General features: G+C 67.4%; 28 protein-coding genes. 13 read left to right on the forward strand and 15 right to left on the reverse strand.

Annotated elements, in window-relative coordinates; genetic code table 11:
* Positions 1-100: 100 nt before the first annotated feature.
* Both OXR60_RS07375 and OXR60_RS07380 read right to left on the reverse strand, forming a co-directional pair.
* The gene (locus OXR60_RS07375) at positions 101-736 is read right to left on the reverse strand and encodes a FecR domain-containing protein (protein ID WP_267395167.1); all 636 of its coding nucleotides are present in this window, start codon (positions 734-736) and stop codon (positions 101-103) included.
* Positions 737-963: 227 nt separating this feature from the next.
* Entirely contained in the window at positions 964-1,434 is a 471-nt protein-coding gene (locus OXR60_RS07380; protein ID WP_267395168.1) for an RNA polymerase sigma factor, read from the reverse strand.
* A 758-nt stretch (positions 1,435-2,192) separates the two neighbouring features.
* Between OXR60_RS07380 and OXR60_RS07385 the strand changes: the two genes are divergently transcribed.
* Positions 2,193-2,438 (forward strand): hypothetical protein, encoded by a 246-nt coding sequence (locus tag OXR60_RS07385; protein ID WP_267395169.1) that lies wholly within the window; start codon positions 2,193-2,195, stop codon positions 2,436-2,438.
* Between the two features lie 206 nt (positions 2,439-2,644).
* Positions 2,645-3,013, forward strand: a complete 369-nt coding sequence (locus OXR60_RS07390; protein ID WP_267395170.1) for a hypothetical protein — start codon at positions 2,645-2,647, stop codon at positions 3,011-3,013.
* A 122-nt stretch (positions 3,014-3,135) separates the two neighbouring features.
* Here the strand turns inward: OXR60_RS07390 and OXR60_RS07395 are convergent, their stop codons facing one another.
* A complete protein-coding gene (locus tag OXR60_RS07395) occupies positions 3,136-4,311 on the reverse strand; it encodes an NAD(P)/FAD-dependent oxidoreductase (RefSeq protein ID WP_267395171.1) in 1,176 nt (391 codons plus the stop codon).
* Positions 4,312-4,817: 506 nt separating this feature from the next.
* Here OXR60_RS07395 and OXR60_RS07400 point away from each other — a divergent pair.
* Positions 4,818-5,162, forward strand: coding sequence for a hypothetical protein (locus tag OXR60_RS07400; protein ID WP_267395173.1), 345 nt, complete (start codon positions 4,818-4,820; stop codon positions 5,160-5,162).
* A gap of 397 nt (positions 5,163-5,559) precedes the next feature.
* Here OXR60_RS07400 and OXR60_RS07405 read toward each other — a convergent pair whose 3' ends face one another.
* Entirely contained in the window at positions 5,560-5,967 is a 408-nt protein-coding gene (locus tag OXR60_RS07405; protein ID WP_267395175.1) for a VOC family protein, read from the reverse strand.
* Positions 5,964-6,455 (reverse strand): helix-turn-helix transcriptional regulator, encoded by a 492-nt coding sequence (locus OXR60_RS07410; RefSeq protein ID WP_267395314.1) that lies wholly within the window; start codon positions 6,453-6,455, stop codon positions 5,964-5,966. Before OXR60_RS07410 ends, OXR60_RS07405 begins: the two co-directional genes overlap by 4 nt.
* A 606-nt stretch (positions 6,456-7,061) precedes the next feature.
* On the opposite strand from OXR60_RS07410, the gene OXR60_RS07415 reads away from it, so the two are divergent.
* Positions 7,062-10,118 (forward strand): TonB-dependent receptor, encoded by a 3,057-nt coding sequence (locus tag OXR60_RS07415; RefSeq protein WP_267395176.1) that lies wholly within the window; start codon positions 7,062-7,064, stop codon positions 10,116-10,118.
* Here OXR60_RS07415 and OXR60_RS07420 read toward each other — a convergent pair whose 3' ends face one another.
* A complete protein-coding gene (locus OXR60_RS07420; RefSeq protein ID WP_267395177.1) occupies positions 10,119-10,409 on the reverse strand; it encodes a hypothetical protein in 291 nt (96 codons plus the stop codon).
* Between OXR60_RS07420 and OXR60_RS07425 the strand changes: the two genes are divergently transcribed.
* Positions 10,402-11,463: a phosphatidylinositol-specific phospholipase C1-like protein gene (locus OXR60_RS07425; protein ID WP_267395178.1), complete on the forward strand. Its 1,062-nt coding sequence runs from the start codon at positions 10,402-10,404 to the stop codon at positions 11,461-11,463. The genes OXR60_RS07420 and OXR60_RS07425 overlap by 8 nt on opposite strands.
* Here OXR60_RS07425 and OXR60_RS07430 read toward each other — a convergent pair.
* From OXR60_RS07430 to OXR60_RS07440, 3 genes are all read right to left on the reverse strand, one after another.
* Entirely contained in the window at positions 11,364-12,128 is a 765-nt protein-coding gene (locus OXR60_RS07430) for a hypothetical protein (protein WP_267395179.1), read from the reverse strand. The genes OXR60_RS07425 and OXR60_RS07430 overlap by 100 nt on opposite strands.
* Positions 12,129-12,202: 74 nt before the next feature.
* Positions 12,203-12,460 (reverse strand): hypothetical protein, encoded by a 258-nt coding sequence (locus OXR60_RS07435; protein ID WP_267395180.1) that lies wholly within the window; start codon positions 12,458-12,460, stop codon positions 12,203-12,205.
* 40 nt (positions 12,461-12,500) lie between these two features.
* The gene (locus tag OXR60_RS07440) at positions 12,501-14,318 is read right to left on the reverse strand and encodes a DUF885 domain-containing protein (RefSeq protein ID WP_267395182.1); all 1,818 of its coding nucleotides are present in this window, start codon (positions 14,316-14,318) and stop codon (positions 12,501-12,503) included.
* A gap of 145 nt (positions 14,319-14,463) precedes the next feature.
* On the opposite strand from OXR60_RS07440, the gene OXR60_RS07445 reads away from it, so the two are divergent.
* Positions 14,464-14,760, forward strand: a complete 297-nt coding sequence (locus OXR60_RS07445) for a hypothetical protein (RefSeq protein ID WP_267395184.1) — start codon at positions 14,464-14,466, stop codon at positions 14,758-14,760.
* 15 nt (positions 14,761-14,775) lie between these two features.
* On the opposite strand, the gene OXR60_RS07450 is transcribed toward OXR60_RS07445, so the two are convergent.
* Together OXR60_RS07450 and OXR60_RS07455 are read right to left on the reverse strand one after the other, a co-directional pair.
* The gene (locus OXR60_RS07450; protein ID WP_267395185.1) at positions 14,776-16,116 is read right to left on the reverse strand and encodes an AarF/ABC1/UbiB kinase family protein; all 1,341 of its coding nucleotides are present in this window, start codon (positions 16,114-16,116) and stop codon (positions 14,776-14,778) included.
* Entirely contained in the window at positions 16,113-16,502 is a 390-nt protein-coding gene (locus tag OXR60_RS07455; protein ID WP_267395316.1) for a DUF393 domain-containing protein, read from the reverse strand. The genes OXR60_RS07450 and OXR60_RS07455 overlap by 4 nt, the downstream gene beginning before the upstream one ends.
* 129 nt (positions 16,503-16,631) lie before the next feature.
* On the opposite strand from OXR60_RS07455, the gene OXR60_RS07460 reads away from it, so the two are divergent.
* From OXR60_RS07460 to OXR60_RS07470, 3 genes are all read left to right on the forward strand, one after another.
* Positions 16,632-17,147 carry a DUF937 domain-containing protein gene (locus OXR60_RS07460; protein WP_267395186.1) on the forward strand — a complete coding sequence of 172 codons (516 nt, stop codon included), beginning with the start codon at positions 16,632-16,634 and terminating at the stop codon, positions 17,145-17,147.
* Between the two features lie 27 nt (positions 17,148-17,174).
* Positions 17,175-17,546 (forward strand): cupin domain-containing protein, encoded by a 372-nt coding sequence (locus OXR60_RS07465; RefSeq protein WP_267395187.1) that lies wholly within the window; start codon positions 17,175-17,177, stop codon positions 17,544-17,546.
* Between the two features lie 111 nt (positions 17,547-17,657).
* On the forward strand, positions 17,658-19,541 hold the full coding sequence (locus tag OXR60_RS07470; protein ID WP_267395188.1) for an AI-2E family transporter: 1,884 nt from the start codon (positions 17,658-17,660) through the stop codon (positions 19,539-19,541).
* Here the strand turns inward: OXR60_RS07470 and OXR60_RS07475 are convergent.
* The gene (locus OXR60_RS07475) at positions 19,538-20,026 is read right to left on the reverse strand and encodes a DUF1330 domain-containing protein (RefSeq protein WP_267395189.1); all 489 of its coding nucleotides are present in this window, start codon (positions 20,024-20,026) and stop codon (positions 19,538-19,540) included. The genes OXR60_RS07470 and OXR60_RS07475 overlap by 4 nt on opposite strands.
* Between OXR60_RS07475 and OXR60_RS07480 the strand changes: the two genes are divergently transcribed.
* Together OXR60_RS07480 and OXR60_RS07485 are read left to right on the forward strand one after the other, a co-directional pair.
* On the forward strand, positions 20,025-21,320 hold the full coding sequence (locus tag OXR60_RS07480; protein ID WP_267395190.1) for a family 1 glycosylhydrolase: 1,296 nt from the start codon (positions 20,025-20,027) through the stop codon (positions 21,318-21,320). The genes OXR60_RS07475 and OXR60_RS07480 overlap by 2 nt on opposite strands.
* Positions 21,320-22,066 carry an SDR family oxidoreductase gene (locus OXR60_RS07485; RefSeq protein ID WP_267395191.1) on the forward strand — a complete coding sequence of 249 codons (747 nt, stop codon included), beginning with the start codon at positions 21,320-21,322 and terminating at the stop codon, positions 22,064-22,066. The genes OXR60_RS07480 and OXR60_RS07485 overlap by 1 nt, the downstream gene beginning before the upstream one ends.
* Positions 22,067-22,073: 7 nt before the next feature.
* Here OXR60_RS07485 and OXR60_RS07490 read toward each other — a convergent pair whose 3' ends face one another.
* Positions 22,074-22,268 carry an alpha-hydroxy-acid oxidizing protein gene (locus tag OXR60_RS07490; protein ID WP_267395192.1) on the reverse strand — a complete coding sequence of 65 codons (195 nt, stop codon included), beginning with the start codon at positions 22,266-22,268 and terminating at the stop codon, positions 22,074-22,076.
* Between the two features lie 134 nt (positions 22,269-22,402).
* Between OXR60_RS07490 and OXR60_RS07495 the strand changes: the two genes are divergently transcribed.
* A complete protein-coding gene (locus tag OXR60_RS07495; RefSeq protein ID WP_267395193.1) occupies positions 22,403-22,609 on the forward strand; it encodes a TOBE domain-containing protein in 207 nt (68 codons plus the stop codon).
* Between the two features lie 5 nt (positions 22,610-22,614).
* Positions 22,615-22,995, forward strand: coding sequence for a LysR family transcriptional regulator (locus OXR60_RS07500; RefSeq protein WP_267395194.1), 381 nt, complete (start codon positions 22,615-22,617; stop codon positions 22,993-22,995).
* A 134-nt stretch (positions 22,996-23,129) separates the two neighbouring features.
* On the opposite strand, the gene OXR60_RS07505 is transcribed toward OXR60_RS07500, so the two are convergent.
* Positions 23,130-23,672, reverse strand: coding sequence for a homogentisate 1,2-dioxygenase (locus OXR60_RS07505; protein ID WP_267395196.1), 543 nt, complete (start codon positions 23,670-23,672; stop codon positions 23,130-23,132).
* 95 nt (positions 23,673-23,767) lie between these two features.
* Entirely contained in the window at positions 23,768-24,703 is a 936-nt protein-coding gene (locus OXR60_RS07510; protein ID WP_267395317.1) for a rhodanese-related sulfurtransferase, read from the reverse strand.
* Between the last annotated feature and the right edge of the window lie 80 nt (positions 24,704-24,783).

Below are 24,783 nucleotides of genomic sequence, written 5' to 3' on the forward strand. Positions count from 1 at the left end.
ACGCGCCGATCGGCGCCTCGATCGGAAGACGGCAGGACACGGGATGTCGGACAAAAAAGAGTTATTACTCTTCTCGGTCACTGATGCGTCAATACTATGACTATGCTTTTGGCTGCAGATGCAACGTGTTGCCCTGCTGGCGAACGGTGAACCCATATGCTTCGCCCATCGCCTCGAGCAGCTGTCGCGGCGTATCGAGCTTGAACCGGCCCGACAGCGGTAGATCGGCAAGCGCCGGCTCGGAAAGGGCGATCAGCGGGCCGCTTCGCCGGTTGAGCTTGTCGACCAGATCTCCCAGCCGCATCGCATCGGTGTCTAGCCACCCGCCACGCCAATCGGGCTGGTCGCGGTCGAAGCGCTTTGGCGATGCCACCACCCCGCCACGGAATTGCGACCGCCAGCCCGCCGGTACCGTGACGCCGTCTTCCGTTGCCGCGACCCCGAAGCGCACGCGGCCGCGATACACCGCGAGTTTCACCCCGTCCGCGGCAAGGTCGATGGCGAAGGCAGTCCCCAGGACCCGCGTGCTTGAGCGGCCGGCGACGACCTCGAAGGGGCGTGCGGGATCGTGCGCGATGTCGAAAAAGGCTTCGCCACGGGACAGCAGGATGCGGCGCTGCGCCGCCTCCAGCCGCACGTCGAGACGGGTCGCGCCATCCATCCGCACCGTCGATCCGTCCGCGAGCCGCACCGCCCGTCGTTCGCCGCGCCGCGTCTCGAGATGCGCCACCTGCACGGCGCCTCCATCGCGCCGAAGGTCCCGCCACAAGCCGCCGCCGACTACCGCCATCGCTACCATGGCGCTCGCCGCGACCACCCGGCGTTGCCTCGCGGCCCGCATCCCCCGCACTTGCGCGTCGGACAGCCGCCCGCTCGAAGCGCAGATCTCCAAGGCCTCGGTTAGCGCGCGATCGTCAGATTGCGCCCCGCCAGTCCATCGCTTGTCGCTCGTCCGCTCTCGGGTCATGCGCCTTTTTCCAACCCGAGCCCGCGCCGATCAAGCGCGTGACGGAGGTCGGCCAGCGCCCGCCCGCAATGCCGCTCCACCGCGCCTGCCGTCATGCCCAGATCGCCGGCGATCGTCGCGATCGGCTGTTCCTCGAGACGGCGCCGCGTGAAGATCTCGCGGCGGAGCGGCGGCATGGCCCGCAAGGCCCGGATCAATATGTCGACCCGCTCGCGATAGGCGAGGATCTCGTCCGCGCGCGGCGCGGCGCACGCGGTCTCGCCGGGTAGCTCCTCACTGTTCCCCGCGCGGTGACGATGGCGCAAATGATCGTTGATCAAGTTGCGCGCGATGGTGAAGCAGAACGCGCCGACATCGCCGATCGTGCGGGTCTGTTTATATTCGTACAGGCGTGCGTAGGTTTCCTGAACGATATCCTCGCTGTCGGCAGGATGCCGCAGCCGGCGCTCGACGAAGCGCTGGAGCATCGGCCTGAGGTCGGCATGGCTGACTGGGTCGCGCGACAGGACTGGCGCCTGCTGTGTCATGGGCGCAGGCCGCGCTGGCGCAGCGACGGAATGGTCATCTATCGCTCCTTGTTCGGCGTTCGCTGCGGACGCGGTGACCGCTAGACGCCCTCCGTGAAACGCGCGTGACAGCCGGTCACCGCAGCGCAACAGGCACGCTATGTCGCGAATTGGGCAGGGCAATCGAAGCGCATACCGTTCTCATCGCGCTGCGGCGATGCTCGAACACCCGCGGAACTGACACCAGGCGAGCCTCCAGCGACAGTCCCGTCGCGCGGATTCTCCGGGGCGAAGCTTAACCCCGGCCGCGTCATGACAAGTCTGTCATGATCATCGCCCGTCATGAACATGTCATCCACGCCCGCCACGGGGCACCCCTCACCTGCCGTTGGGTCTGCCCATGCCGCTGCCATTGCCCTGGCCGGTGTGGCGGCCAGCCCCGCGCAGGCGCAGCAACAGGCGCAAGATGACGGGCCACGGCTACCGGCGATGCCCCGCGTGACACCATTGTCATTGGGCAACGGGCGACGCACCTGGCCGCCTTCCACGCGCTCGAATTTCGCCTGCTAGCGCGACCGCCTTATATCGCGTCGGTCAAGCTCGCCGGCCTGCTGCCGGTGATCCGGCGCGGGCTGGACGGCGCCGAGGCGATCACCCTGATCCTGGGCCACGATACCAATGTCGCCACGCTCGGCGGGCTGCTCGGCGTTCACTAGCAGGTGCCGGGGCTGGCGGAAGACGACCCCGCTCCCGGCGGCGCGATCATGCTGCAACGGCTCCACGATGGCGCGGGCAACCACTATGTCCGGGCGCTGTACCGTTCGCAGACGCTCGATCAGATGCGTGGCGCCGCGGCATCACCGCCCTATGTGGCGGTGATGCCGATTCCCGGCTGTGCCGCACGCGGCGTCGCGGGCCTATGCGATGCCGCCGCGTTCGCGGCAAAGCTCGCCGCCACTGGCTGAGGCTGATGCTCACCCGTGCATCGGGCGGCGCAGTCATCACGCGCCTCAAGGCGTCGAGCGAGCGAGCATAGTATGCCGCTCGTCGGCGCGATCTGCGGCAAGCCGAACGCCGCGGATCGACTGGCGACGGTTCGCGTTGGGGCGAGGTGCGACGATACAGCGGCTCCGTGGTTGCCTGATCGTCCGCCGCGAAAGGTACCGATCCGATGGCAACCGAAAAGCTCGATCCCGATTTTGCCGACCTGCCGCCGGCGGAACGCGCCGCGATCGAGGGGCTGTCCGGGATCGGCCTGCACCATGCGCCTCCTGCCGCCGACCCCGACGTCTCCGGCGCCGCGTTTCACCATCCCGAGCGGGACGAGGCCGGCACTCCCTGGGAGCCCAATTGGGAGCCGATCGACACCTATCAGGACGGCAATGTCGTCATGCTCGACGATGGCGAGCGGCAGCTGCTCGGCCGGCGCGAGATGGGGATGTGGATGCAGCTGGTCGACGGCGAGGAGATCGCCCAGCCCGATTTTCTGCCGATGCTCTGGTCGGTCGCGCCCGAGCAGATCAAATACGACATGATGTGAAGCGGCTGGCCGCTTCGGTGACGTCGAGCTCCAGGCGACCGAGGCCTTCGATGCAAGGTATAAACCCGCACCGTCTTTAACGCCGCCTCGGCAGCAGCCTGGCTGAGCGATCAGCAAGGCGTTCAGCCTCGCGCTGCGAAAAGCTCTACCACGCTGCCTGGCGCCTCCGCTCCAAAGAAGCGCTCGAGATTTCGGGCACTCTGCTCGGCAATGCCTGCGCTCCGCTCAAACATCACCTGCTCATAGACAGCGAGGGCACGCTCGCTGTCGCCCGGATGCGCGACGATCGCGCGGGCGAGTTCGGCGCCGTCCAGCATCGCCAGATTGGCGCCCTCGCCGGCAAAGGGCGACATCAGATGGGCCGCATCGCCAAGTAGGGTGATGTTACGTAACCGAGGCCACCGGTGGCCGACCGGCAACGCGTAGATCGGGCGGAGCACCGGCGCGCTATCGCTGACGGTGATGAGTGCCCGTAACGACGGTGCCCAGCCCTCGAACAACTCCACCGCCTCGCCGAGCCCGTCCGCAGGATCCGAAAGGTCCAGTGCGGCAAACCAGCTCTCGGGCCGATTGGTCGCGACATAGACATGGATACTGCCATCGGCGTTGCGGTGAGCCAGAATGCCCTGCCCCGGCGCCACCGCCATCAGCGTGCCGCTGCCGATCACCGCGGCCGCTGGCGCGGCGCGCGGATCATCGGCCGGCAGACGAATCTCGATGAAGCAGATACCTTTATAGCCAGGGCGCACGTCCGACAGCAGCGGACGGACCTTAGACCACGCACCGTCGGCGCCGACGAGCAAGCCGGCCGTCATGTGCGTGCCGTCGGTAAATTCGATGGCGTGCCGCCCCCCGCTCAGCGCACGAACCGCGCTCACCTTGTGCCCCCACCGTATCGCATCATCGGGAAGCGCGGCGATCAACAATTGACGCAGCTCGCCGCGGTCGACCTCAGGCCGGCTGGAATCGGGGTCGCCTGGTCGATCCAGCAACACCGCGCCGGTTTTGTCGACGACCCGCTTGGCATCCTCGCCAGGCCTGACGAGTGCAAGGAATGCGTCAAACAGCCCGGCATCGGCGAGCGCGCGCTGCCCGCTATGCTCGTGGATGTCCAACAACCCGCCCTGCCCGCGCGCCCTCGGCGATGGCTCGTTCTCATAGACCACGGCGCCGATGCCGTGCCGGTGCAGCACGCAGGCCAAGGTGAGGCCGCCGAGACCGGCGCCGATGATAGTGATGGGGTCGTGCATTGGCGTGAGCTCCTGCTCCAATAGCCGGCACGTGTTGATGCCGGCCACCTTGGTGGTGTGGAGCCGCTGGCAGGACTGCCGTCCTGCGTGCGCGCGACAGCAGATCCAGAAGGACAAGCCGTCGTCTTTCGCGACGCGGCCTCCTACTCGCAACAGTCGGGACAGGCAACGCACGGCAGCCACCGGCGGAACCAGCCGCATTCAGGCGTCCAGTGACGGCCCGCAGCCCGGACAGGTAACGTTCCATCTGGGCTCCGACGTAGGTGATCAAGACATCGCAACGGCGGATTGCTACTCGACCATGCGAAACGTGATGATGGAAGTTAACCGCAGAAACCGCGGGGGCGCATGCGCGTTTCGCGGCTATGTCTATGTTTTCACTCAGATCTGTTCGGAGATGTGGTGGAAGCATTGCAGTCCATTGCCCCGTTCACTGGCAGGCATTTTTCGAGGATCGACTGACCGACACGCACGAACGCGCGCCACTCGAAGGGTTGGAGCGTGGCGGCTACCGGCTGGTCTACCGTGACGCGCCCAATCCGTTCGAGGCATCGATGGCCGCACTGACCGGCACGCATGATTTCACCCACTCGATCGGCGTGATGGTGGCGGCCGATGCCACGTTGAACGACGTGCTCTGGGAGGGCCCCGCCTTTGCGGCAGGGCTGACGGTGGGCAGTCGGATCACCGCGATCGGTGATCGCGCCTATACGCCGGACCGACTGGGCCGCGCCATCGCGGCTGCAACCGGCGGCATGCCGATCCGGCTCGCCATCGCCACTGGCAAGAGAATGCGTAGCGTGGAGATCGCCTACGCCGGCCTGCGCTATCCGCATCTGGCGGCCATCGATGGCGCCAGAGCAAGGATCGACGAGATCCTGACGCCGCTGCCCTCATAGGTGAAGGTCAACACGGGTGGGAGTGATCGACCAGGGCCGCGGGCTTGCCAGTAGCGAGACGATCTTGCCGATCGCCTAAACCCTTATCCTGATCGAGACGAAATCGCTGATCGGTCTGCATCCCCCCTTGCCGCAAGCATGCCGCGCCCGCTGGCGAGCCATGGCGCGATCAGCATGGCGAGTCCGGTCACCATCAGCGTCAACAGCGGCGGGAGGGGCGCGTAGGTGATCCAGAGCGGCGGCGGCCCCCATGGCATTGCCGCAAAATTTGCAGCGACGCTCCCCGTGAACAAGATCGCGATCCAGCGATGAAGGCGACGCGTGCGCGGCCGGCTTGCCGGCGTTTCCTCCAACGCCCTTGATGCCTGTCCCCGTTCCGGCCCGAAAGACGCGACCTTCATGGCCGTGCCTCGATCAGCTTCCATCCGTTTCCCGAAGGATCGCGAAAGCTCGCATCGACGCTGCCGAAGCGCTCGATCGGCGCCTGGGTGAACTCCACGCCGGCCGCGCTGAACCGCTCGTGCGCGGCGCGGCAATCGTCGACCACCAGCACCAGCGGCGGCATCGCGCCCTTGGCGACGACGTCGTCGATGGTGCGCGCCGTGGCCTGATCGACGGTGGGCGGCTGCGGCCTGAACAGGCCCAATTGGATGCCGGGCTGGCCGGGATAGTGCACGGTCAGCCACCGATAGCCGCCATTGCTGGCGTCGGTATGGACCGTGAAACCCAGCTTGTTGACGTAGAAGTTCAACGCCTCGTCTTGATCGCGAACGTAGATCCCGGCAACGCCGATGCCTTGGCTCATAGCGGCCTCCTTTCCTCTGTCGCCTTCGTACCCGCTGCCGATCGCCGTCGCTTCTCCGAAACTGCGATTGTGAGGTCGGGCCGATGCGCCGCGCTGACGAAGCAATGGGGAACCTGCTCGAACAGGTGCGGCAGGATTTTCTGCCGTGCACGATAGTGGGTGGGGCTCTGGCCGGTGATATCCCGGAAGATGCGACCGAAGGTACCAAGGCTGCTCCATCCTGTCTGGAACGCGAGGTCGATCACGGGAAGATCGGTGTCGCGCAACAATGCCCTGGCACGCTCGATCCGGCGGGTCAGCAGATAGCGATGAGGCGGCAGGCCGAACGCCGACTTGAACGATCGGGCAAAATGCGCCGGCGAGACGCCGCTGACCGAGGCAAGTCGCTGCACCGGCCATCGCTCATGCGATGCTGCATCCATGGCGTCCTTGGCGCGCAACAACCTGCGCAGCAACGACGGCCCCCTCATCGCATCTGCTTTTGCCATGGCCAAGGATTACATCGCGGACGGCTGTACGCAACCGCGACCATAGGATGGTGCGACCAGCTCGATGCGGGACCCTCGCGGCAAAGCCGGCCAGCGCGAGCCGATAGATCAGCAGCAGCAGCGCAAAGTTGCGACCCATCACGATCACGATGCTGCCACTCGGCCTGCTCACAGGGAAAGCTGGATTTGATCTTCCTTTACTGATGCCAGTGCCAACATAGCCTTCGGCAATGTTAAACTACTATAGACTAGATGTGAAAAGCGTCCTCCTCGTCGTTGCTGTGCACAGATGATCGAAAAATGGCATTAGCACCAATGCAACTATGACGAATAAATGAATAATCTGTCATGGTGGCAATTGAGCTACACCTTGCAGCGGAATAGCGTTGCATTTCTCTCGGCGCTTTACTGATCGCCCCCGGCTCTGCTCCATTCCGTCAAGTGCTTCAGCTCCGAAACGCAGCGAAGACTAGTAAATGTTCCATTGCAGGGTGGAGCGCATCAAAAGGAGGCATTGTGGCAACCAGGGATACACTGCGTAACGTTCTGAAGTCTAGTTCTGCGCTGCAGGCTTTTGCTCTGATCGGCGCTGGCCTCGCTCAATCTATGGTGCTGGCGCCAGCCGCCATGGCGCAGGATTACACCACTGGTGCCGTGTCGGGCACGGTGGTCGATGCCAAGAACAAGCCCGTCGCCAACGCGCAGGTGACGCTCCGCTCGCAGGCGCAGAACCAGGCAAGGACGCTGACCACGTCGCGCGGCGGCACCTTCTCGGCCGCTGGCCTGGTCGCCGGCACCTATGATGTCGCCATCACCTCGTCCGGCTATGACAGCTATTCCGACACGATCACGATCGTCGCCGCGCAGGAGAACCGGCTGACCCTGACGCTGTCCAAGACCGGCTCAAGCGACATCGTCGTCACCGGCGCGCGCGTACGCCAGGATTTCACCAAGACCACGACCGGCCTCAACATCGATGTTGTCGACATCGCCAAAAACGTGCCGGTCGGCCGCTCGCTCGGTGCGCTGATCCAGCTCGCGCCGGGCACGGTCCAGGGCGCCGCAGGCTTCGGAACCGGCAACAGCACGGTGGAGTCGATCGGCGGCTCGTCGGTCGCGGAAAATGCCTATTACATCAACGGCCTCAACATCACCAACCCCAACACCTATGTTGGCGGGTCGCGGGTGCCGTTCGATTTTTACCAGACGGTGGACGTGCAGACCGGCGGCTATGCGGCCGAATTCGGACGGGCGACCGGCGGTGTAATCAACGCCACCACCAAATCGGGCTCCAACACCCCGATGATGGCCATCCACGGCAACTTCGAACCCGGCGTCCAGTCGCACTCGCCCAACGTGGGTGACCCGACCGATCCGGATACGATCGGCCGCCTCGGTAAGAACTTCAACGATTCGCTCACCTTCGAAGCCAGTGGCGCGCTGATCAAGGATCACGTCTTCCTCTACGGCCTATACCAGCCGCAGTCGCTGATCACCGAAAACGCCTATCCGACCAGCAACTATTACGAGCGCACGAAGAGCACCACGCCCTTCTACGGCGGCAAGGCCGACGTCTACATCACACCAACCCAGCACCTCGAATTTACCCTGTTCAACACCGCCGAGACGATTCAGCGCGATCGATACGCGATCACGCCCAACGCCGATTTCACCAATGCGACCATCGGCCAGTCTGTTGGCAACGAAGTGCAGAAGACCGGCGGTCTCAACTGGGTGGGCCGCTACACCGGCAGCATCACCAACTGGTTCCAGATCTCGGGCGCCTACGGGATCAGCAAGGATTCCAACATCACGGGGCCGGGCGATACCTCGTCCTACTTTGTCAACGACCGCCGTACCGCCACCGTCGGCGGCAACAGCACCACCATCTCGTCGCAGACCTTCCTCACCGGCGACAGCGAGCGCACGGAGCGCAAATTCTATCGCTTCGACGGCGATCTTCGCTTCTCCATCGCCGGCGAGCACCATGTCCGCTTCGGCATGGACAATGAAGATCTGAGCATGAACCACGTCACCCAGATCAACGGTGGCCTGCCGCTCGAATACAGCTACCGCGACGGCGGCGTGGTGGTGACCTACGAGCATCTCGGCGGCGCCGTGTCCGGTCGTGACCGGGCCTTCTATCTGCAGGATTCGTGGCAGCCGCTCACCGGCCTGACAATCAACGCCGGCGTGCGTGACGACGAGTTCAACCAGAACAACCTGTCGGGCGAGAAGTATCTAGACTTCAAGGGCAATTTCGCCGCGCGCCTTGGCTTCAGCTACACCCCGAACGGCAGCTCCAACTTCCAGTTCTTCGGTAATTACGGGCGCTACTTCATCCCGCCGGCGATGAACCTCGGCTTCCGCGGCAAGGACGATTACTTCCAGGAGTATTTCGCCTATCCGACCGGCATCACCGCCGCGACCTTCCCGACCGATCCCAGCACCGGCCTGCCGCTGATCAACCTCGGCGCGGCGCGCACCGATGTCGCCGGCTTCAGCTCGCCCTGCCCCAACGACATCTCCTCGGCACCCGGCCACCCGGTAAACGGCGCGGCGACCTGCGTCCTTTACGGCTCCAACCTGCAGGACCCGGCCTACGCCAAGGTCGCGCCCAACACCAAGGCGACCTATGAGGACGAGTTCATCCTCGGCACCCGCTTCCGAGCCACGCCACTGCTGTCGATCGGCCTGACCGCCACGTATCGCCGTCTGGCGCGAGTGTCCGAAGACACCGATTTTTCGCAGGAGCTGCTCGACTATTATGGTTGCGGGTCCGCGGCGCAGACTGGGACCGCTGCGCAATGCGCCCGCTATACGTTGCGCAACACCTATTACATCTGGAACCCGGGTTCATCGAGCGTGACCCTGACTGACTGGGTTGATCCGACCAAGAAGGTGACGCTGACCGGGCTGTCTTTCCCGAAGCCCAAGCGTACGTATGAATCGCTGGTGCTCGACTGGAACCATCGCGACAACGGCCAATATTACCTCCAGGGGTCGTTCACGCTGTCCAAGTCAAAGGGCAACTATGAGGGCACCGTGTCGTCCGACGTAGGCAATGGCGTCCAGTCAGATGCCGGTGCCACGATCGACTTCGATTATCCTGGCCTGACGCAGAATACTTATGGCCTGCTGCCAAACGATCACCGCTTCGTGTTCAAATTGGCCGGGGGGTATCACGTGACGAAGAACCTGCTGGTCGGCACCAATGTGCAGGTCCAGTCGCCGATGCACGGCTCGTGCGAAGGCTATGACCCGTACGATCCGGACGCCTACGGCTATGGTGCGGTGGCCTTTTTCTGCGCGACGGGGGCGCTGGATGCCAACGGAAACTACGACGCAACCGCCGCTTCGGCACGTGGCACCGGCTGGACTACCGATTGGCTGACGCAATTCGACCTTGCCGTCCGCTACACGCTGCCCGAGTCGCTCGGCCTGGCCAAGGGCCTTACGCTGCGCGCCGATGTGTTCAACATCTTCAACTCGGCCGCCGTGCTCAACCGCAATCCCGCGCATGAGATCGACAGCGCCACCAACGATGGCTCCAATGGCACCGTCGCGGGCTCGACCTACTTCACGCCCAACCCGGCTTACGAGTCGGCGACCGCGTATCAGCAGCCGCGCTACTTCCGGTTCGGCTTCGATTGGGTGTTCTGATCACAGGCGCTCCATGACCCGAGTGGGAGCGCGCTCGTCGCGCTCCCACAACGCGCAACAGCCTAGCTCCGCCTGGATCGGGGCGGCCTCGGCTTTTTGCCGCTGATTGGCGGCTTCGCCAATGTGGCGGACAATCGATCGCTGGTTGATCGGTGCCGTCATCCTGTGCCGGCTCGCGCCGCCTCCGTCCGGCCTTGCACGGCCGCGGGCGTTCCGATCGGCACCGTTCACTAACGCTTGTAACATTTCGCTGTCACCGGGACCTTTTAAGGATCCCACGACCATGGCCATGCCCTTCCTGGCGATGCTTGCCGCCGCCGCGACCTCCGCATCATCCCCGCCGGTGCGCATCAACGACATCGCTGTGATCGGCACCCACAACAGCTACAAATTGCCGATGCCCGCCGCGACCATGGCGCGGATCCGCGCCGCCAGCCCGGCGATGGCCGACGCCCTCGACTACGGCCACCGCTCGCTGGTCGCGCAGCTCGATGCCGGTGCGCGCCAGCTCGAGATCGACGCCAATTACGATCCCGACGGCGGTCGCTACGCGCGCGGCTCAAATGATCCCAAGCTCGAGCGCCCCGGCTTCAAGGTGCTGCACATCCCCGGCATCGACAATTCGAGCAGCTGCGTGCTGCTGGTCGATTGCCTGCGCCTGATCCGCGGCTGGTCGGACGCGCATCCCGCCCATATCCCGATCATGCTGATGTTCAACGCCAAGGACGAGCAGAACGCCGCCAGGGGCGGGATCGACGCCCTGCCCTTCACCGAAGCCGCTTATGATGCACTCGACGCCGAGATTCGCAGCGTGCTGTCGCCCGACAAGCTGATCACGCCCGACGACGTCCAGGGCCGCTACCCGACGCTGCGCGACGCGGTGCTCGCCGGCAACTGGCCGACGCTGGACACGGCGCGCGGCCGCATCCTGTTCGCGCTCGACGAGCCCCCTGCCAAGGTCGCGGTGTATCGCGGCGCGCGGCGCTCGCTCGAGGGCCGGGTGTTCTTCATCAACACCGACGAGGCCTCGCCGGCCGCCGCCTATCTGACGATCAACGATCCGGTCGCAGAGGGCGCGCGGATCAGGCGCGACGTCGCGCTCGGCTTCCTGGTGCGCACCCGCGCCGATGCCGATACCCGCGAGGCGCGCGCCGACGACACCACCCGCCGCGACGCCGCGCTGGCGAGCGGCGCCCATTATGTCTCGACCGACTATCTGTGGGCGGACCCGCGCTTTCCCGGCAATTACACCGTGCACCTGCCCGGCAACGCAGTCGTGCGCTGCAACCCGGTGCGCGCGACGGCGAGCTGCGCCGCGGCGACGCTGGAAGCCCCGATCAAATGACGCTGTAGCCTCCGGCGTCGGGTGGTGCGGGCGCGATCAGCCTTGGTGATGCGGATCGTGATGCGGGTCGTCGGCACCGCCACCCATGCCCCCCATCCCGCCGGCCGGGTCGGCCCCTGCATCGGGATCACCAGATCGGCCGGGATCGGATCGAGATCGAGCGCGTCGCGCACGAAGGCGCGCAGCGACACCACCAGCTCATGGGTGTGGACGGGATGGCCGGCGACCAGCTCGCGCACCGCGCGGTCGGCGAGACGGACATGCTCCTCGGTGCCGAGCAGGATGATGTCGGACAGCGCCGCCTCGACCGCGTCGCGGATGCGCCGGGTCCGATCCGATCGCGACGCGCCCTCGGCGCTGAGATCGAGCGTCGCCATCGGCTCCTCGCCCGCCGGCACGTCGGCCGTCGGCGGCGTGCCGCGTCGCGCATCGCGCTTGTGCGCAGGATCGACGGTGAGATCCCCGGTGAACGAGCCGCCCAGCGTCTTGTACGCCGCGATCAGCGTGCGCAGCCGCTCGTTGATCTGGCGGTTCATCCGCTCGCGGCGCTGCTGGAAGGTCATCACCGTCAGCAGCCGGATGCCGACGCCGAGCAGCGTCACCAGCGTCAGGCCAAACAACGTGCCGAGCAGGCTCTGCCACGAGCTGAAATCGATATTCCTCAATCACCGTCCCCCACAGCATCCCCCGCAACGCGCGCCGGCAGCGCGCCGTTCCGGCCGGTGCAGGGCAGCCGCTGCTAGAGCCCGGCCTTGTCCAGCGCCGCGGCGAGTTCGTCGCTCACCGCGGTGTCGCCCTTGGGCGTCAGCCGGTTGAGCACGGTCTGCACCCTTGTCTGGGCAACCTGCAGCGTCTTGTGACGCACCTCGCGGATCGAATTGGTCCGCCACGACGGGCTCTCGCCGAGCAGCGCGGCCCATTTCGCCTCCTCGGCGGCGAGGATCGACAGCGCGAGACGCAGGCCGTCGCGCCGGCCATGGGCATAGTCGTCGGTCATCGGGCCCCTCCTCGCGCCGCGGCGGGCGTCGCCGGCCGCCTCAGCCGCGCACCTGGTGGATATAGCCGCTGACATTGTCGGCGAGCACGCCGAGCGGAACGTTGCCGCCGTCCACCACCGCCTGGTCGAAGTCGCGCAGGTCGAAGCGCGCGCCGAGCGCCGCCTTGGCGCGGTCGCGCTGCGCGACGATCTCGGTCTGGCCGAGCTTGTAGCCGCACGCCTGCCCCGGCCAGGCGCAATAACGGTCGATCTCGCTCTCGGCGTTGCTGCGCGGCAGGCCGGTCGCGGCGACGAATTCGGCGAGCGCGCGATCGCGCGACCAGTTCATGGTGTGGATGCCGGTATCCACCACCAGCCGCACCGCGCGCCACGACAGCCCCATCAGATAGCCGAGCCGCCCGGGGGCATCGCCCTGGTACATGCCGAGCTCGTCGGCGAGCTGCTCGGCATAGAGCGCCCAGCCTTCGGAATAGGCGTTGAAGGTGAGGATCGAGCGGATCAGCGGCAGTTGCTGGGCATATTCGCCCTGCCAGACGTGGCCGGGAATGCCCTCGTGGAAGACCAGGTCGGGGATCGTCACCTTGTTATGAATCGAGGGATCGCCGAGGTTGACCCAGACCTTGCCGGGGATCGTGCCGTCGAGCGACCCCGGGCCGCCATAGGCCGCCGCCGCGCCGGGCTCCTGTGCCAGCGGCAGGCGGCGAATCTCCAGATTGCCCTTCACCAACCGCCGGAACGCCTGCGGCAGCCGCGGCCGGATCGCGTCGAGCCGCCCCTGCATATAGGCGATGATCTGCTGCCGGCCCTCGTCGTCGTTGCCGAAAGCGATCCCGGGCCGGTGCTGGAGCGCGGTGGCGCGCTCGGCGACGCTGCCCTGCGTCAGCCCCTGGCTCTTGAGGATCGCATCCATCTCGCCTTGCAGCGTGGTCAGCTGCGCACGGCCGAGCGCATGGATCTCCGTCGCGCCGCGCCGGGTGGTGGTGCCGGCGCGCAGCCCCCAGGCATACCATTCGGGCCCTTGCGGGCGCAGGCCGAGCCCCGGCGCGTCGGTCGCCACCGCGCGCTCGGCGCGCAGTTCGGCGAGCTGGCGCTCGAGCGCAGGGACGATCGCCGCGCGCGCGATCTGCGCCGCGCGGTCGGTCCACGCGCCGGGGATCGCCTTTGCCTTGCGCGCGAGCGGCGCGATCAGCGGGCCGTCGGCCTTGGCGGCATCGGCGATCGTGCGGGCCATCCCGGCGATCGTCTTGTCGAGCAGGAACGATGGCGGCACCAGGCCCTGCGCGCGCGCGGCGCGGATGCGCACCGTCTCGCCATCAAGCTGCGCCGGCATCGCCGCGAGCCGGGCGAGATAGGCCTCGGCGTCCGCCGCATCGCGCACCGGATGGTCGCCCTCGAGCAGCTGCGGCACGTCGAGCCACGCGCCGACGTTCTGGATCACGGCGTAAGGCGAGTTGCGCCAGCTGCCGATCGTGGCGACGCCATAAGGCAGTGCCATGCCGTCGAGCGCGGTGCGGAACGCGCTGTCCGCGACCGCGAGGCTGGTCGCGGTCACCGCATCGAGCCCGGTGCGCGGCGTCCGCGCGAGCTCCGCGAGTGCCGCCGTGAGGAACTGCCGGCGCGCCGCATAGCCGGCGGGCGAGCGGTCCTCGAGCCGCCGGCGCAGATCGGCATGCGCGCCGGTGTCGACGCCGAGCCCGGTCGCCTGCGCCGGATCGAACGCGAGCAGCGCCCAGGCAAAGCGGTCGAGCATCGCCGCGGCGTCGGCGGCAGGTCCCGCGGCACGGGCGGGAACGGCGGCAAGCGTCGCCGCGGCAGCGGCGCCGGCGAGCGCGTCGCGGCGGGAGGGCAAGGCGGACATGGCGACGTGATGCATGGCGACACCGGCGAGGTCAAACGGTGCCGCGTCCGCATCGGCGGAAAACGATGCACGGCGCCGCGTCAGCCGCTATGCCGGGCGCAGGCGACGGCCTGCCGTCGGCAGGAAAATGTTGAGGAAGCGAACCATGGCCAAGCGTTTTTGGGCTCAGTTAATCGAGATGGACGAGGAGATCGAGCCCGCCAGCATCCCGGGCGCGAACGATCATGCCGATGCCGCCGACGCGCTCGTCACCGACTTCGTCGGTGCGATGGGCGGCGAAATCACCAGCGGTGCGGTGCGCGTCTGGATCGAGGGCGGCCAGGAGAAGATCTTTGACTGGAGCGCCGAGTTCGAGATGCCCGACACCGACGGTCTTGATCCCGACGAGGACATCGAGGTCGAGGGCGAGATCGTGCTCACCGAACGCGTCCAGCGCGGCTGACGCCGCCGTTCGGCGTTACCGGCTGGCGTCTCCCGCATCGAGCGCCGCGGCGATCATGCTGCGGACGTCGACCCGTGCCTTCAGCCGCGCGGCGAGCAGTGCGGTGCCGCTGATCTTGCGCTGGACGAACAGCGTCTCGACCGGCGGGACGTGCCAGGTGTCGCGGTCGGCGGCCATCGTCATGCCCTGCTCGCGCAACCCGCCGACGAAGGCGCGGTCGCCGAAGTCGAACGGGCCGGCACGGTTGAGCTCGCCGAGGATGACGTCGATCATCGCGTCGACCTGCGGCCGGTGGGCGTCAACCGCCGCCGCGCCCAGGAACCCTGCCGCGATCGCCGCCGCGCGCACGCCGTCGCGGCTGCCGCCGAGCCCGGCGGCGAGCAAGCGGCGATAGCCGTCCGCGGTCACCGGCGTGATCGCCCGCGTCGCGCCGAAATCGAGCAGCACCAGCCGACCGGTCGCCGGCTGGTAGCGGTAGTTGGCGAAATTGGGATCGGTCTGCATCAGCCCGAAGTCGAACAATTCGCGCAGCACCAGCGCGATCAGCGCGCGCATCGCCGCGTCGCGGACCGCTTGGTCAGCGTCCGCCAGCGTCTCGATCGCGACGCCCTCGACGAAGCTCATCGCCAGCACGTCGTCGCCGCTGAATTCCGCGTCGAGCGTGGGCACGACATAGGCGGGATCGTCTCCCAGCAGCGCGCCGAACCGTGCGAGCTGCGTCGCCTCGCGGCGATAATCGGCCTCTTCGTGGAGCTGACGCTTGGCCTCGGCGAGCAGCGGCGCGATGTCGAGCGCATTGGGCAGCACGCCCGACAACCGTAGCAGCGTCGCGACATTGTCGACGTCGGCGTCGATGCTGTCGCGCACGCCGGGATATTGCACCTTGATCGCGAGAATGCGGCCATCGGGCGTCGCCGCCCGATGGACCTGGCCGATCGACGCCGCGGCGACCGGTGTCGCGTCGAACCACGCGAACCGCCGCCGCCAGTCCTTGCCCCAATCGCGCGCCAGCACCCCCTGCAGCTGCGCGGGCGGCATATGGTGTGCCCGATCGCGCAGCCGGCTGAGGATCTGCGTCAGCTCGTCGGGCAGGAAATCGCCGGCATCCATCGAGATCATCTGGCCGAGCTTCATCGCCGCGCCGCGCAGGTGTGAGAGCTGGTCGGCCACGCGACTGATGTTGCCCGGCGTCATCAGCAGGTCGCCCATTCGCGGCCGTTGTCCGTCGGCGAGCCGCCGTGCGCCCTCGGCGATCACCCCGCCGGCGACGCCGCCGGCAAGCCGCCCGAACACGCCGAGCCGCGCCAGCCGCCCGCTCGGCACCGCCTTGCCGCGCCCGTCCCGCTCGTCGGTCATGCCGCCGCGCGCCGTTGCGCAAGCCGCTGGAGCCGCGGCCGCACGCGCAGGAACTGCCGATAGCCCCGCTCGAGCCCCGCCAGCACCCGCCGGTTGCGCGCGATCAGCCCGAGCGGCCGCAGCACCGGGATCGCCCGCCACATCGCCGCGAACGCCGCCGCTCCCGACAACAAGATCCCCTCCTCGCGCGCGTGGAAGCGGGCGAGGAGGTCGGCGCGATCCACCGGGCAGGCGATCGGCGCATCGCCCGCGGCGTCGACGAAGGTGATGCGCCCGCGCCGGTCGAGCCGTCGCATCAGCGCGATCTCGCGCCGGCACAGCGGACAGCTGCCATCGTGCCAGACGGTCAGTGTGGCGGCGGTTGTAGCGGGATCGTCAGGGGTCATGTGCAGCGTCAACGCCGCCGCGCCACGATCGGGCGCGGCAGCCATAAGCCGTCACCGCTAATTAGTCGGGCGACGGCGGACCTATCGTCTCGGATGCATCGTTGGGGCACCAGTTTCGAGAGGATGACCATGGACGCCACTTCGCAGATCCTCGCCTCGAGCGGCACCGATGCCGCGGCGCTGGGCAGCCGCTTCGGCCTCAGTGCCGAGCAGACCCAGTCGGCGATGGCGTCGCTGCTGCCCGCCATCCTCGGCGGGCTCCAGCATCGCCCCGACGCCGCAGCGGCGGGGCAGACGATCGACCACACCGATCCCGCCGCGGGCAACGACGTGCTCGGCCAGATCTTCGGCACCAAGGACGTCAGCCGCGAGGTCGCGGATCACGCATCGGGGCAGACCGGCGTCTCGAGCACGGTGCTCAAAGCGATGCTGCCGATCGTCGCGGCGATGGTCGCGCGTCACTTCGCCACCGCCACCGCCGGCGGCGGGGGCGGCGGTCTCGGCGGCCTCCTCGGCTCGCTGCTCCAGCAGGGCGCAGGCAATCAGGGCGGCGGCCAAGCCGGCCTGCCGGGCGGGCTTGGTGGCCTTGCCGGCATGTTCGGCAGCGGCAACCCGCTCGACGCGATCCTCGGCCGCAACCGCTAACCATCGCATTCCATCGGAGACGACGACATGGCCGTATTCAACAAAGACATGATCGCCCTGGCGACCAAGAACAGCCACTTCCAGAAGGAAGTCTATTACGACGCCAATTGCCAGGTGGTGCTGATGAGCATCGAACCCGGCGACGACATCGGCGAAGAGACGCACGATGCCGATCAGACCACCTTCTTCGTCGCCGGCGAGGGCCAGGCGGTGGTCGACGGCAGCCGCACCAAGGTGACCGCCAACCACATGGTGATCATCCCCAAGGGCGCCAAGCACAACATCATCAACAAGGGTGACGAGCCGCTCAAGCTGTTCACCGTCTATGCGCCGCCCGCCGAAGAGGAAGGCGTCAGCCACAAGACCAAGGCCGACGCCGAGGCCGCCGAAGAGGAGTGATCCTCCCTTCCCGCCCGGCCGGCGCGCGGCGCCGATCGGGCCGGCCGTGCCCGCATCGTCCATCACCTTCCCCGCCTGGATATCCAGCGCCACCAAAGAGACAGCCGCCGCATGAGCGAATTAGACAGTGTTGCCGGCTACAAGGACGTGTTCACCGGTAGTCGCGACGCGCCGCCGCCCGAGGCGGGTGCGGCCGCGATCAAGCCGGTGTCGGCGCCCGAGCTGAAGACGCTGGCCGGTGTTGCGGTCGGCACGCTCGTCATCGCCGCGCTGTATTTCGGCCAGCAGGTGCTGATCCCGATCACGCTCGCGGTGATGCTCTCCTTCGTGCTGTCGCCGGTCGTCAACCTGCTGCAGCGGTTGCGGCTGTGGCGCGCGCCGGCGGTGATGCTGACGGTGCTCGCCGCGCTCGGCGTGCTCGGGCTGGTCGGCACCCTGATCGGCAGCCAGGCCGCCTCGCTCACCGCCAACGCCCCGCAATATGCCCAGACCATCGAGGCCAAGGTCCAGGGCGTGCAAGGCTATGCGGTGTCGCGCCTGGCATCGCTCTCCAAGGAGTTCGGCAGCGGCCGCCAGAGCGGCCCTCGCCCTAGCGCGGCAGCCCCCAGCGGAACCGGCGCGGCACCGGCCGGCAACGGTCAGCGCCGGCCGATCCCAGTGGAGGTGGTGCAGGACAGCACCTCGCCGTTCACCATCGCCAAGACCGTGCTCGAGCCGATCCTGGGTCCGCTCGAGACCACCGTCATCGTCCTCATTGTCGCGATCTTCGTGCTGATGCAGAAGGAGGATCTGCGCGATCGCTTTATCCGCGTGTTCGGCTCGAGCGATCTCCACCGCACCACCCGCGCGCTTGACGACGCCGGCCAGCGCCTCAGCAAGTATTTCCTGTCGCAGCTTGCGGTGAACGCCTGTTTTGGTGTCGTTATCGGCCTCGGTCTCTGGGCGATCGGCATCCCCTCGCCCGCGATGTGGGGCGTCATGGCCGGTCTGCTGCGGTTCGTGCCCTATATCGGCTCGTTCCTCGCCGCGGTTGCGCCGGCCGCGCTCGGCGCCGCGGTCGATCCGGGCTGGGGCATGACGCTCGAGGTGGTCGCGCTGTTCGCCGTTATCGAGCCGCTCACCGGCTATGTCGTCGAGCCGTTGCTCTACGGCCACTCCACCGGGCTGTCGCCGGTATCGGTGATCGTCTCGGCGATCTTCTGGACCTGGCTGTGGGGGCCGATCGGACTGATCATGTCCACCCCGCTCACCTTGTGCCTGGTGGTGATGGGCCGCCACGTGAAGAGCCTCGAATTCTTCGACGTGCTGCTCGGTGATCGCCCGGCGCTCACCCCGGTGGAGAGCTTCTACCAGCGCATCCTCGCCAACAACCCCGACGAGGCACTGGCGCAGGCCGAGACCTTGCTCACCGATCGTCCGCTGGTTGCTTATTACGACGGCGTCGTGCTCGAAGGCCTCAAGCTCGCGGTCGAAGACGAGGCGCGCGGCACGATCGATCCCGCGAGCGCGACACGGATGACGCGCTCGATGCTGTCGGTGATCAACGATCTGCAATCCTATGCCCCGCGCGATGCGGCGGCGACCGTACCGGGCCGGGTGATCTGCGTCGCCGGCCATGGCGTGTTCGACGAGGCCGTTACCGCGATGCTCGTGCAACTGCTCGGCCAGCGCGGCATCGACGCGCGCAGCGTCGCGGACGCCGCGGTGTCGCGCGAGACGATCGCCACGCTCGATGTCACCGATGTCGGCGTGATCGCCATCTCCTATCTCGAGGTCACCGGCTCGCCGGCGCGGCTGCGCTATCTGATCCGCCGCCTCCGGGCGCGGGCCCCGGCGGCGCGGATCGTCGTCGGCCTATGGCCGCAGGGCGAGGCCGCGCTCAGCGACACTGCGATCCAGCACGCGCTCGGCGCCGACCATTATGCCGGCTCGCTCGGGCAAGCGGTCGATCAGATCGCCGAGACCGATGCCGCGGTCACGACGCGGGCGGCCTAGCCGGCGTCGACGACGAACATCCGCGCTTCCTGCGCCAGCGCGCGCTCGGCTTTGATCGGCGCGTAATCGGCCGAGTCATAGAAAGCGAGCGCGGCGGCCAGCGTCGGGAACTCGAAGATGCCGGCAAGCGGCAAGGGCGCGACATCGCCTTCCAGCGTGCCGGCGACCGGCCCGAAATGGAGAATGCGTCCGCCCGCCGCCGCCAGCGCCGCTTGGAAACGCGGCGCCAGTGCCGCCTGGCGCGCGGCATCCGTGATGCGCAGGTTCACATGGACATTGGCCGTCATACCGCTGCTCCCCGTTGTCCTCGCGACGACAAGAGCTAGCCGGCTCGGCGCGGCAACGCCATCGCCGCGGCAGCCCCCACTGGAACCACGACCGGCCGCTTCGATGAATTCGGCGTCATCGGCCGGCGTGAAGGGCCCTGCGCCATGCCATCTGCGTTGAGCGTACGGAATCAGGAGACACGCCATCGCCACCTTCATGTTCGCGACGGGTATCGAGAATAGCGTACCGACCATCGACAACGGCCGCACTCGCATCGACGAGATGGAAAGCTGCGGCCATTATAAGCATTGGCAGGAGGATTTCGCGCTCGTCGAGGAGATGGGCATCGGCTATCTCCGCTTCGGCCCGCCGATCCACAAGACCTGGCTCGGCGTCGACCGCTACGATTGGTCGTTTGCCGACCAAACCTTCGCCGATCTCAAGCAGCGCAACATCGTGCCGATCGTCGATCTCTGCCATTTCGGCGTGCCGGACTGGATCGGCAATTTCCAGAACCCGGATTTCGCCAAGCTGTTCTGCGGCTATGCGCTGGCGTTTGCTACACGCTTTCCGTGGGTGCAGCTCTACACCCCGGTCAACGAGATGTATATCTGCGCCACCTTCTCGGCGCGCTACGGCTGGTGGAACGAGCAGTTGCAGAGCGAGGGGGCGTTCGTCACCGCGCTCAAGCATCTGGTCAAGGCCAATGTCCTCGCCATGCAGGCGATCCTCACCGTCCGCCCCGATGCGATTTTCGTGCAGAGCGAGTCGTCGGAATATTTTCATGCCGACAGTCCCGCGGCGATCCACCCCGCCGAAGTGATGAACGCGCAGCGTTTTCTGTCGCTCGATCTCAACTACGGCCGCCGCGTCGATTCCGAGATGTACGAATATCTGCTCGATAACGGCATGACCCGCGAGGAATATCACTTCTTCCTCGACAATCGCCTGAAACAGCACTGCATCATGGGCAACGATTATTACGTCACCAACGAGCATCGCGTCTCGGCGGACGGCTCCACCCGCGCCTCGGGCGAGATCTTCGGTTACAGCGAGATCACCCGCCAGTACCACGATCGCTACCGGCTGCCGGTGATGCACACCGAGACCAACCTCAACCAGGGCCCGCTCGGCACCGAGGCGGTGGACTGGCTGTGGAAGGAATGGGCCAACGTGCTGCGCGTCCGCAACGATGGCGTGCCGGTGGTCGGCTTCACTTGGTATTCGCTCACCGACCAGGTCGATTGGGACAGCGCGCTGCGCGAGAAGAACGGCAACGTCAACCCGCTCGGCCTGTTCGATCTCGATCGCAAGATCCGCCCGGTCGGCGAGGCGTACAAGCGGCTGATCAGCCAGTGGCGCGATGTGCTGCCGACCCAGAGCATGTGTCTCACCGTGCCGGTGGTGATGCCCGACGAGGCCGGCGACGAGCACGCCAAGCGCCAGCGCCGGCGCGCGCGTGAAATGATCAAGGGGCAGCCCACCGCCCCCGCCACCCAGGAGAATGGATGATGGATAACAGGTTCGCCAACAAGGTCGCGATCGTCACCGGCGCTGCCGGCGGGATCGGGCTGGCCATCGCCACCCGGCTTCACGCCGAGGGTGCCCGCATCGCCATCGTCGACCTCAAGGCGGAGGCGGCGGAGGCCGCCGCGGCCAAGCTCGTCGCCGACACCGGTGGCGAGGCGATCGGCCTCGGCTGCGATGTCGGCGCCGAGGATCAGGTCGCGGCCACGGTCGCCGCGGTGCTCGCGCGGTTCGGCGCGGTCGATGTGATCGTCAACAATGCCGGGCTGATGACGTTCAAGACGCTCGCCGAATTCACCGGCGACGATTGGCTCAAGGTGCTGCGGGTCGATCTCCTCGGCGCCGCCTTCTTCACCCGCCAGGCGTTCCTCCACTGCGGCGACAAGGGTGGCGCGATCGTCAATATCGCCAGTGTCCACGCGATCGAGACCAGCGCCAATGCAGCGCCCTATTCGGCCGCCAAGGCCGCGCTGCTGTCGCTGACGCGGACCACCTCGATCGAGGGCCGCGACGTCAGGATTCGCGCCAATGCGGTGCTCCCCGGCGCGATCGATACACCGATGCTGTGGGACAACCCCAACGTCAAATCGGGCGCCGAGACGATCGACAAGCGCGATGTCGGCCAGCCCGCGGATGTCGCCGCCGCGGTGGCCTTCCTCGCCAGCGACGATGCCGGCTTCATCACCGGCACCACGCTCGCGGTGGATGGCGGGCGGCTCGCCAAGCTGTAACCGGCGCCTAGCGCACCGCGATCAGCCGCGCCGCGGTAAGATCCGCAACCCTCGCGCAGCTGAGCTGGGCCATCCCCGCCTCCAGCTCGGCGCGCAGCAGGTGCAGCGCGTGCGCAACGCCCGGCATCCCCGCCACCGCGAGCGCGTGCAGCACCGGCCGCCCGATCAGCACCGCGCTGGCGCCGAGGCACAGCGCCGGCAAGGGCACTGCTCATAGGCCATGATCATCCAGCTATTGAGCGTCAGTCGCATGATGAAATGTTCGGTGATTCGAACGTCAATTGGTCGCGACGCAAACCGTGTGATAGATGCCGGTCACCATTCAGGAGACAGTCCGTGAAGCTCAGCGCGCGCAATCAGATTTCCGGCACCGTGGTCGCCATCACCCCCGGCGCGGTCAACGGCACCGTCAAGATCGACATCGGCGCGGGCAACATCGTCACCTCGAGCATCACCGAAGAAGCGATCGCCGATCTTGGCCTTGCCGAGGGCGACGCCGTCACCGTGGTGATCAAGGCCAGCGACGTGATGATCGGCAAGTAATCGCGATGCGCGTCGGCCCGCTCAAGCTGAAGGCGCAGCTGTTCTGCGACGGCGAGACCGCGATGGGTCCCGGCAAGGCCGATCTGCTCGAGGCGATCGACCGCGAGGGATCGATCTCGGCGGCCGGCCGCGTGCTCGGGATGAGCTATCGGCGTACCTGGCTGCTGGTCGACACGATGAACCGCTGCTGGGCCGAGCGGCTGGTCGACACCGTTCGCGGCGGCAACAGCGGCAACGCCCGCCTCACCCCGCTCGGCCGCGACGTGCTCGCAACCTTCCGCGCGCTCGAGGAACGGCTCGCGGCGGTGGCCGCCGATGATCTCGCGACGCTGGCCGCGCTGCTGCGCGCGCACCCGCTGGGTACCGAGGAGGAGGTCGGAGAGTGATGCTCTCTCCCAGGATCGTCACCCCAGCGAACGCCGGGGTGTTTCACGGCTCCTGCCTTGCGCTCGCCGCAAGAGATCCCAGCTTCCGCTGCGATGACTAATATCGAACGGCGACCAACCGTCGTCGCGCAACTCTACCCGGTTACCCGCGCTACCATCAGCGGCAGCGACGCCGTCTTGCTGCCAGTCACCTGCAGCACGTAGCGGCCGGGCTTGAGATCGAAGTCCACCATCTTGCGGATCCCCGAGCAATCCGGCCCATGGCTGTGCGCCACCGAGGCGAGCGGCTTGCCGGCGCTCACCACGTCGATCCAGACGCCCTCGCCGAGCGCGATGCGGTAGCGCCCCGCCCTCGCCACCGCGAACTGGAACAGGCCGGCCGTGCCCGGCGCCTCACCGCTCCTGGTCGACGGCGCGGCGAGCTTCACGCCCGCCTCGTCACGCAGCGTCGCGCGGACGCTGCGGCCGATCGTCAGCACCGGCGCCAGGCCCACCCGCTCGCCGGCCTGGATCGGCGTCATCGCCGTCCAGCCGCGCAGCGCCGCGGGCGGCGCCACCGGCCGTGCCGGGCACGCCGGCTGATGCTCGGCCATGCCCTGCGCCACCGCGGGCGCCGTGCCCGTCGCCAGCAACGCTCCCGCCAGCATCGCCGCTTTTCGCATCCATGTCGTCGCCACTGCCGCCATTCCTTTAGCCATTGTTGCAGGCACCATCGGCGCAGGCGCGGATTGAGGCAAGGCGGCATCCCGCGAGATGGGGCGCCGGCCGCGTCTCAGTCGTCGCCATCCCCATCCGCATACCGTGCCCCGACATGCGCCTCGCCCCGCGCCGCGGCGAGCTGTGCCTGCCGGTGCCGCTCGGCATAACCCGCCCTCTGGGTCGCATCGCGCTCGGCGTGGCAGCGCGGGCAGGCGACGCCCTCCACGTAGAGCGGCGAGGCGCGATCGGCCGGGCTCACCGGCATCCGGCAGCCATGGCACAGGCTGTGCGTGCCCGGGGCGAGGTTATGGCCCACCGCCACCCGCTGGTCGAACACGAAGCATTCGCCCTGCCAGCGGCTGTCCGCAGCCGGCACGTCCTCCAGATAGCGCAGGATGCCGCCTTGCAAATGGTATACCTCCTCCACCCCTTCCGCCTTGAGGAAGGCGGTCGATTTCTCGCAGCGGATGCCGCCGGTGCAGAACATCGCTACCCGCTTGCGCCCGGCGAGCAACTCGTTGCGATGGTCGCGGAACCAGGCGGGAAAGTCGCGGAAGCTCGCGGTGTGCGGGTCGACGGCGCCGGCAAAACTGCCCACCGCCACCTCATAATCGTTGCGGGTGTCGATCAGCACCGTGTCGGGATCGTCGATCAGCGCGTTCCACTCGGCCGGCGCGACATAATGGCCGGTGTCGAGCGGATCGATCTCGGCCATCCCCATCGTCACGATCTCCGCCTTCAGCCGCACCTTGGTGCGGTGGAACGGCATGGCCGCGGCGCGCGAGTTCTTCACCTCCAGATGCTCGCAGCCCGGCAGCGCGCGGATATGGTCGAGCACCCGCTCGACGCCGTCGTCGCTTCCCGCGATCGTGCCGTTGATCCCTTCGCCCGCGAGCAACAGCGTCCCGCGCACGCCATTCGCCTCGCACGCGGCGAGCAGCGGTGCCCTGAGCGCCGCGGGATCGGCGAACGGCGTGAATCGATACAAAGCGGCAACGCGGATCGGCATCATGCGCGGCCCCATAGCGCGGTTCGGGCGCCAGCAGGAGTGTTTCGCCATGGCGGATGGCGGCGAAATGCTTATCTCGG

Origin of the sequence: Sphingomonas sp. GC_Shp_5 (genome assembly GCF_026540855.1) — a bacterium.
In the GTDB taxonomy this organism is placed as follows: domain Bacteria; phylum Pseudomonadota; class Alphaproteobacteria; order Sphingomonadales; family Sphingomonadaceae; genus Sphingomonas.

Bases quoted from the DNA above. Each gene is read 5' to 3' on its own strand.
- OXR60_RS07380 (WP_267395168.1), bottom strand. From the start codon at position 1,434: ATGCTCCAGCGCTTCGTCGAGCGCCGGCTGCGGCATCCTGCCGACAGC.
- OXR60_RS07390 (WP_267395170.1), top strand. From the start codon at position 2,645: ATGGCAACCGAAAAGCTCGATCCCGATTTTGCCGACCTGCCGCCGGCG.
- OXR60_RS07400 (WP_267395173.1), top strand. From the start codon at position 4,818: ATGGCCGCACTGACCGGCACGCATGATTTCACCCACTCGATCGGCGTG.
- OXR60_RS07405 (WP_267395175.1), bottom strand. From the start codon at position 5,967: ATGAGCCAAGGCATCGGCGTTGCCGGGATCTACGTTCGCGATCAAGAC.
- OXR60_RS07410 (WP_267395314.1), bottom strand. From the start codon at position 6,455: ATGGCAAAAGCAGATGCGATGAGGGGGCCGTCGTTGCTGCGCAGGTTG.
- OXR60_RS07415 (WP_267395176.1), top strand. From the start codon at position 7,062: ATGGTGCTGGCGCCAGCCGCCATGGCGCAGGATTACACCACTGGTGCC.
- OXR60_RS07425 (WP_267395178.1), top strand. From the start codon at position 10,402: ATGGCCATGCCCTTCCTGGCGATGCTTGCCGCCGCCGCGACCTCCGCA.
- OXR60_RS07420 (WP_267395177.1), bottom strand. From the start codon at position 10,409: ATGGCCATGGTCGTGGGATCCTTAAAAGGTCCCGGTGACAGCGAAATG.
- OXR60_RS07435 (WP_267395180.1), bottom strand. From the start codon at position 12,460: ATGACCGACGACTATGCCCATGGCCGGCGCGACGGCCTGCGTCTCGCG.
- OXR60_RS07440 (WP_267395182.1), bottom strand. From the start codon at position 14,318: ATGTCCGCCTTGCCCTCCCGCCGCGACGCGCTCGCCGGCGCCGCTGCC.
- OXR60_RS07445 (WP_267395184.1), top strand. From the start codon at position 14,464: ATGGCCAAGCGTTTTTGGGCTCAGTTAATCGAGATGGACGAGGAGATC.
- OXR60_RS07450 (WP_267395185.1), bottom strand. From the start codon at position 16,116: ATGACCGACGAGCGGGACGGGCGCGGCAAGGCGGTGCCGAGCGGGCGG.
- OXR60_RS07455 (WP_267395316.1), bottom strand. From the start codon at position 16,502: ATGACCCCTGACGATCCCGCTACAACCGCCGCCACACTGACCGTCTGG.
- OXR60_RS07460 (WP_267395186.1), top strand. From the start codon at position 16,632: ATGGACGCCACTTCGCAGATCCTCGCCTCGAGCGGCACCGATGCCGCG.
- OXR60_RS07465 (WP_267395187.1), top strand. From the start codon at position 17,175: ATGGCCGTATTCAACAAAGACATGATCGCCCTGGCGACCAAGAACAGC.
- OXR60_RS07470 (WP_267395188.1), top strand. From the start codon at position 17,658: ATGAGCGAATTAGACAGTGTTGCCGGCTACAAGGACGTGTTCACCGGT.
- OXR60_RS07480 (WP_267395190.1), top strand. From the start codon at position 20,025: ATGTTCGCGACGGGTATCGAGAATAGCGTACCGACCATCGACAACGGC.
- OXR60_RS07475 (WP_267395189.1), bottom strand. From the start codon at position 20,026: ATGAAGGTGGCGATGGCGTGTCTCCTGATTCCGTACGCTCAACGCAGA.
- OXR60_RS07485 (WP_267395191.1), top strand. From the start codon at position 21,320: ATGGATAACAGGTTCGCCAACAAGGTCGCGATCGTCACCGGCGCTGCC.
- OXR60_RS07500 (WP_267395194.1), top strand. From the start codon at position 22,615: ATGCGCGTCGGCCCGCTCAAGCTGAAGGCGCAGCTGTTCTGCGACGGC.
- OXR60_RS07510 (WP_267395317.1), bottom strand. From the start codon at position 24,703: ATGCCGATCCGCGTTGCCGCTTTGTATCGATTCACGCCGTTCGCCGAT.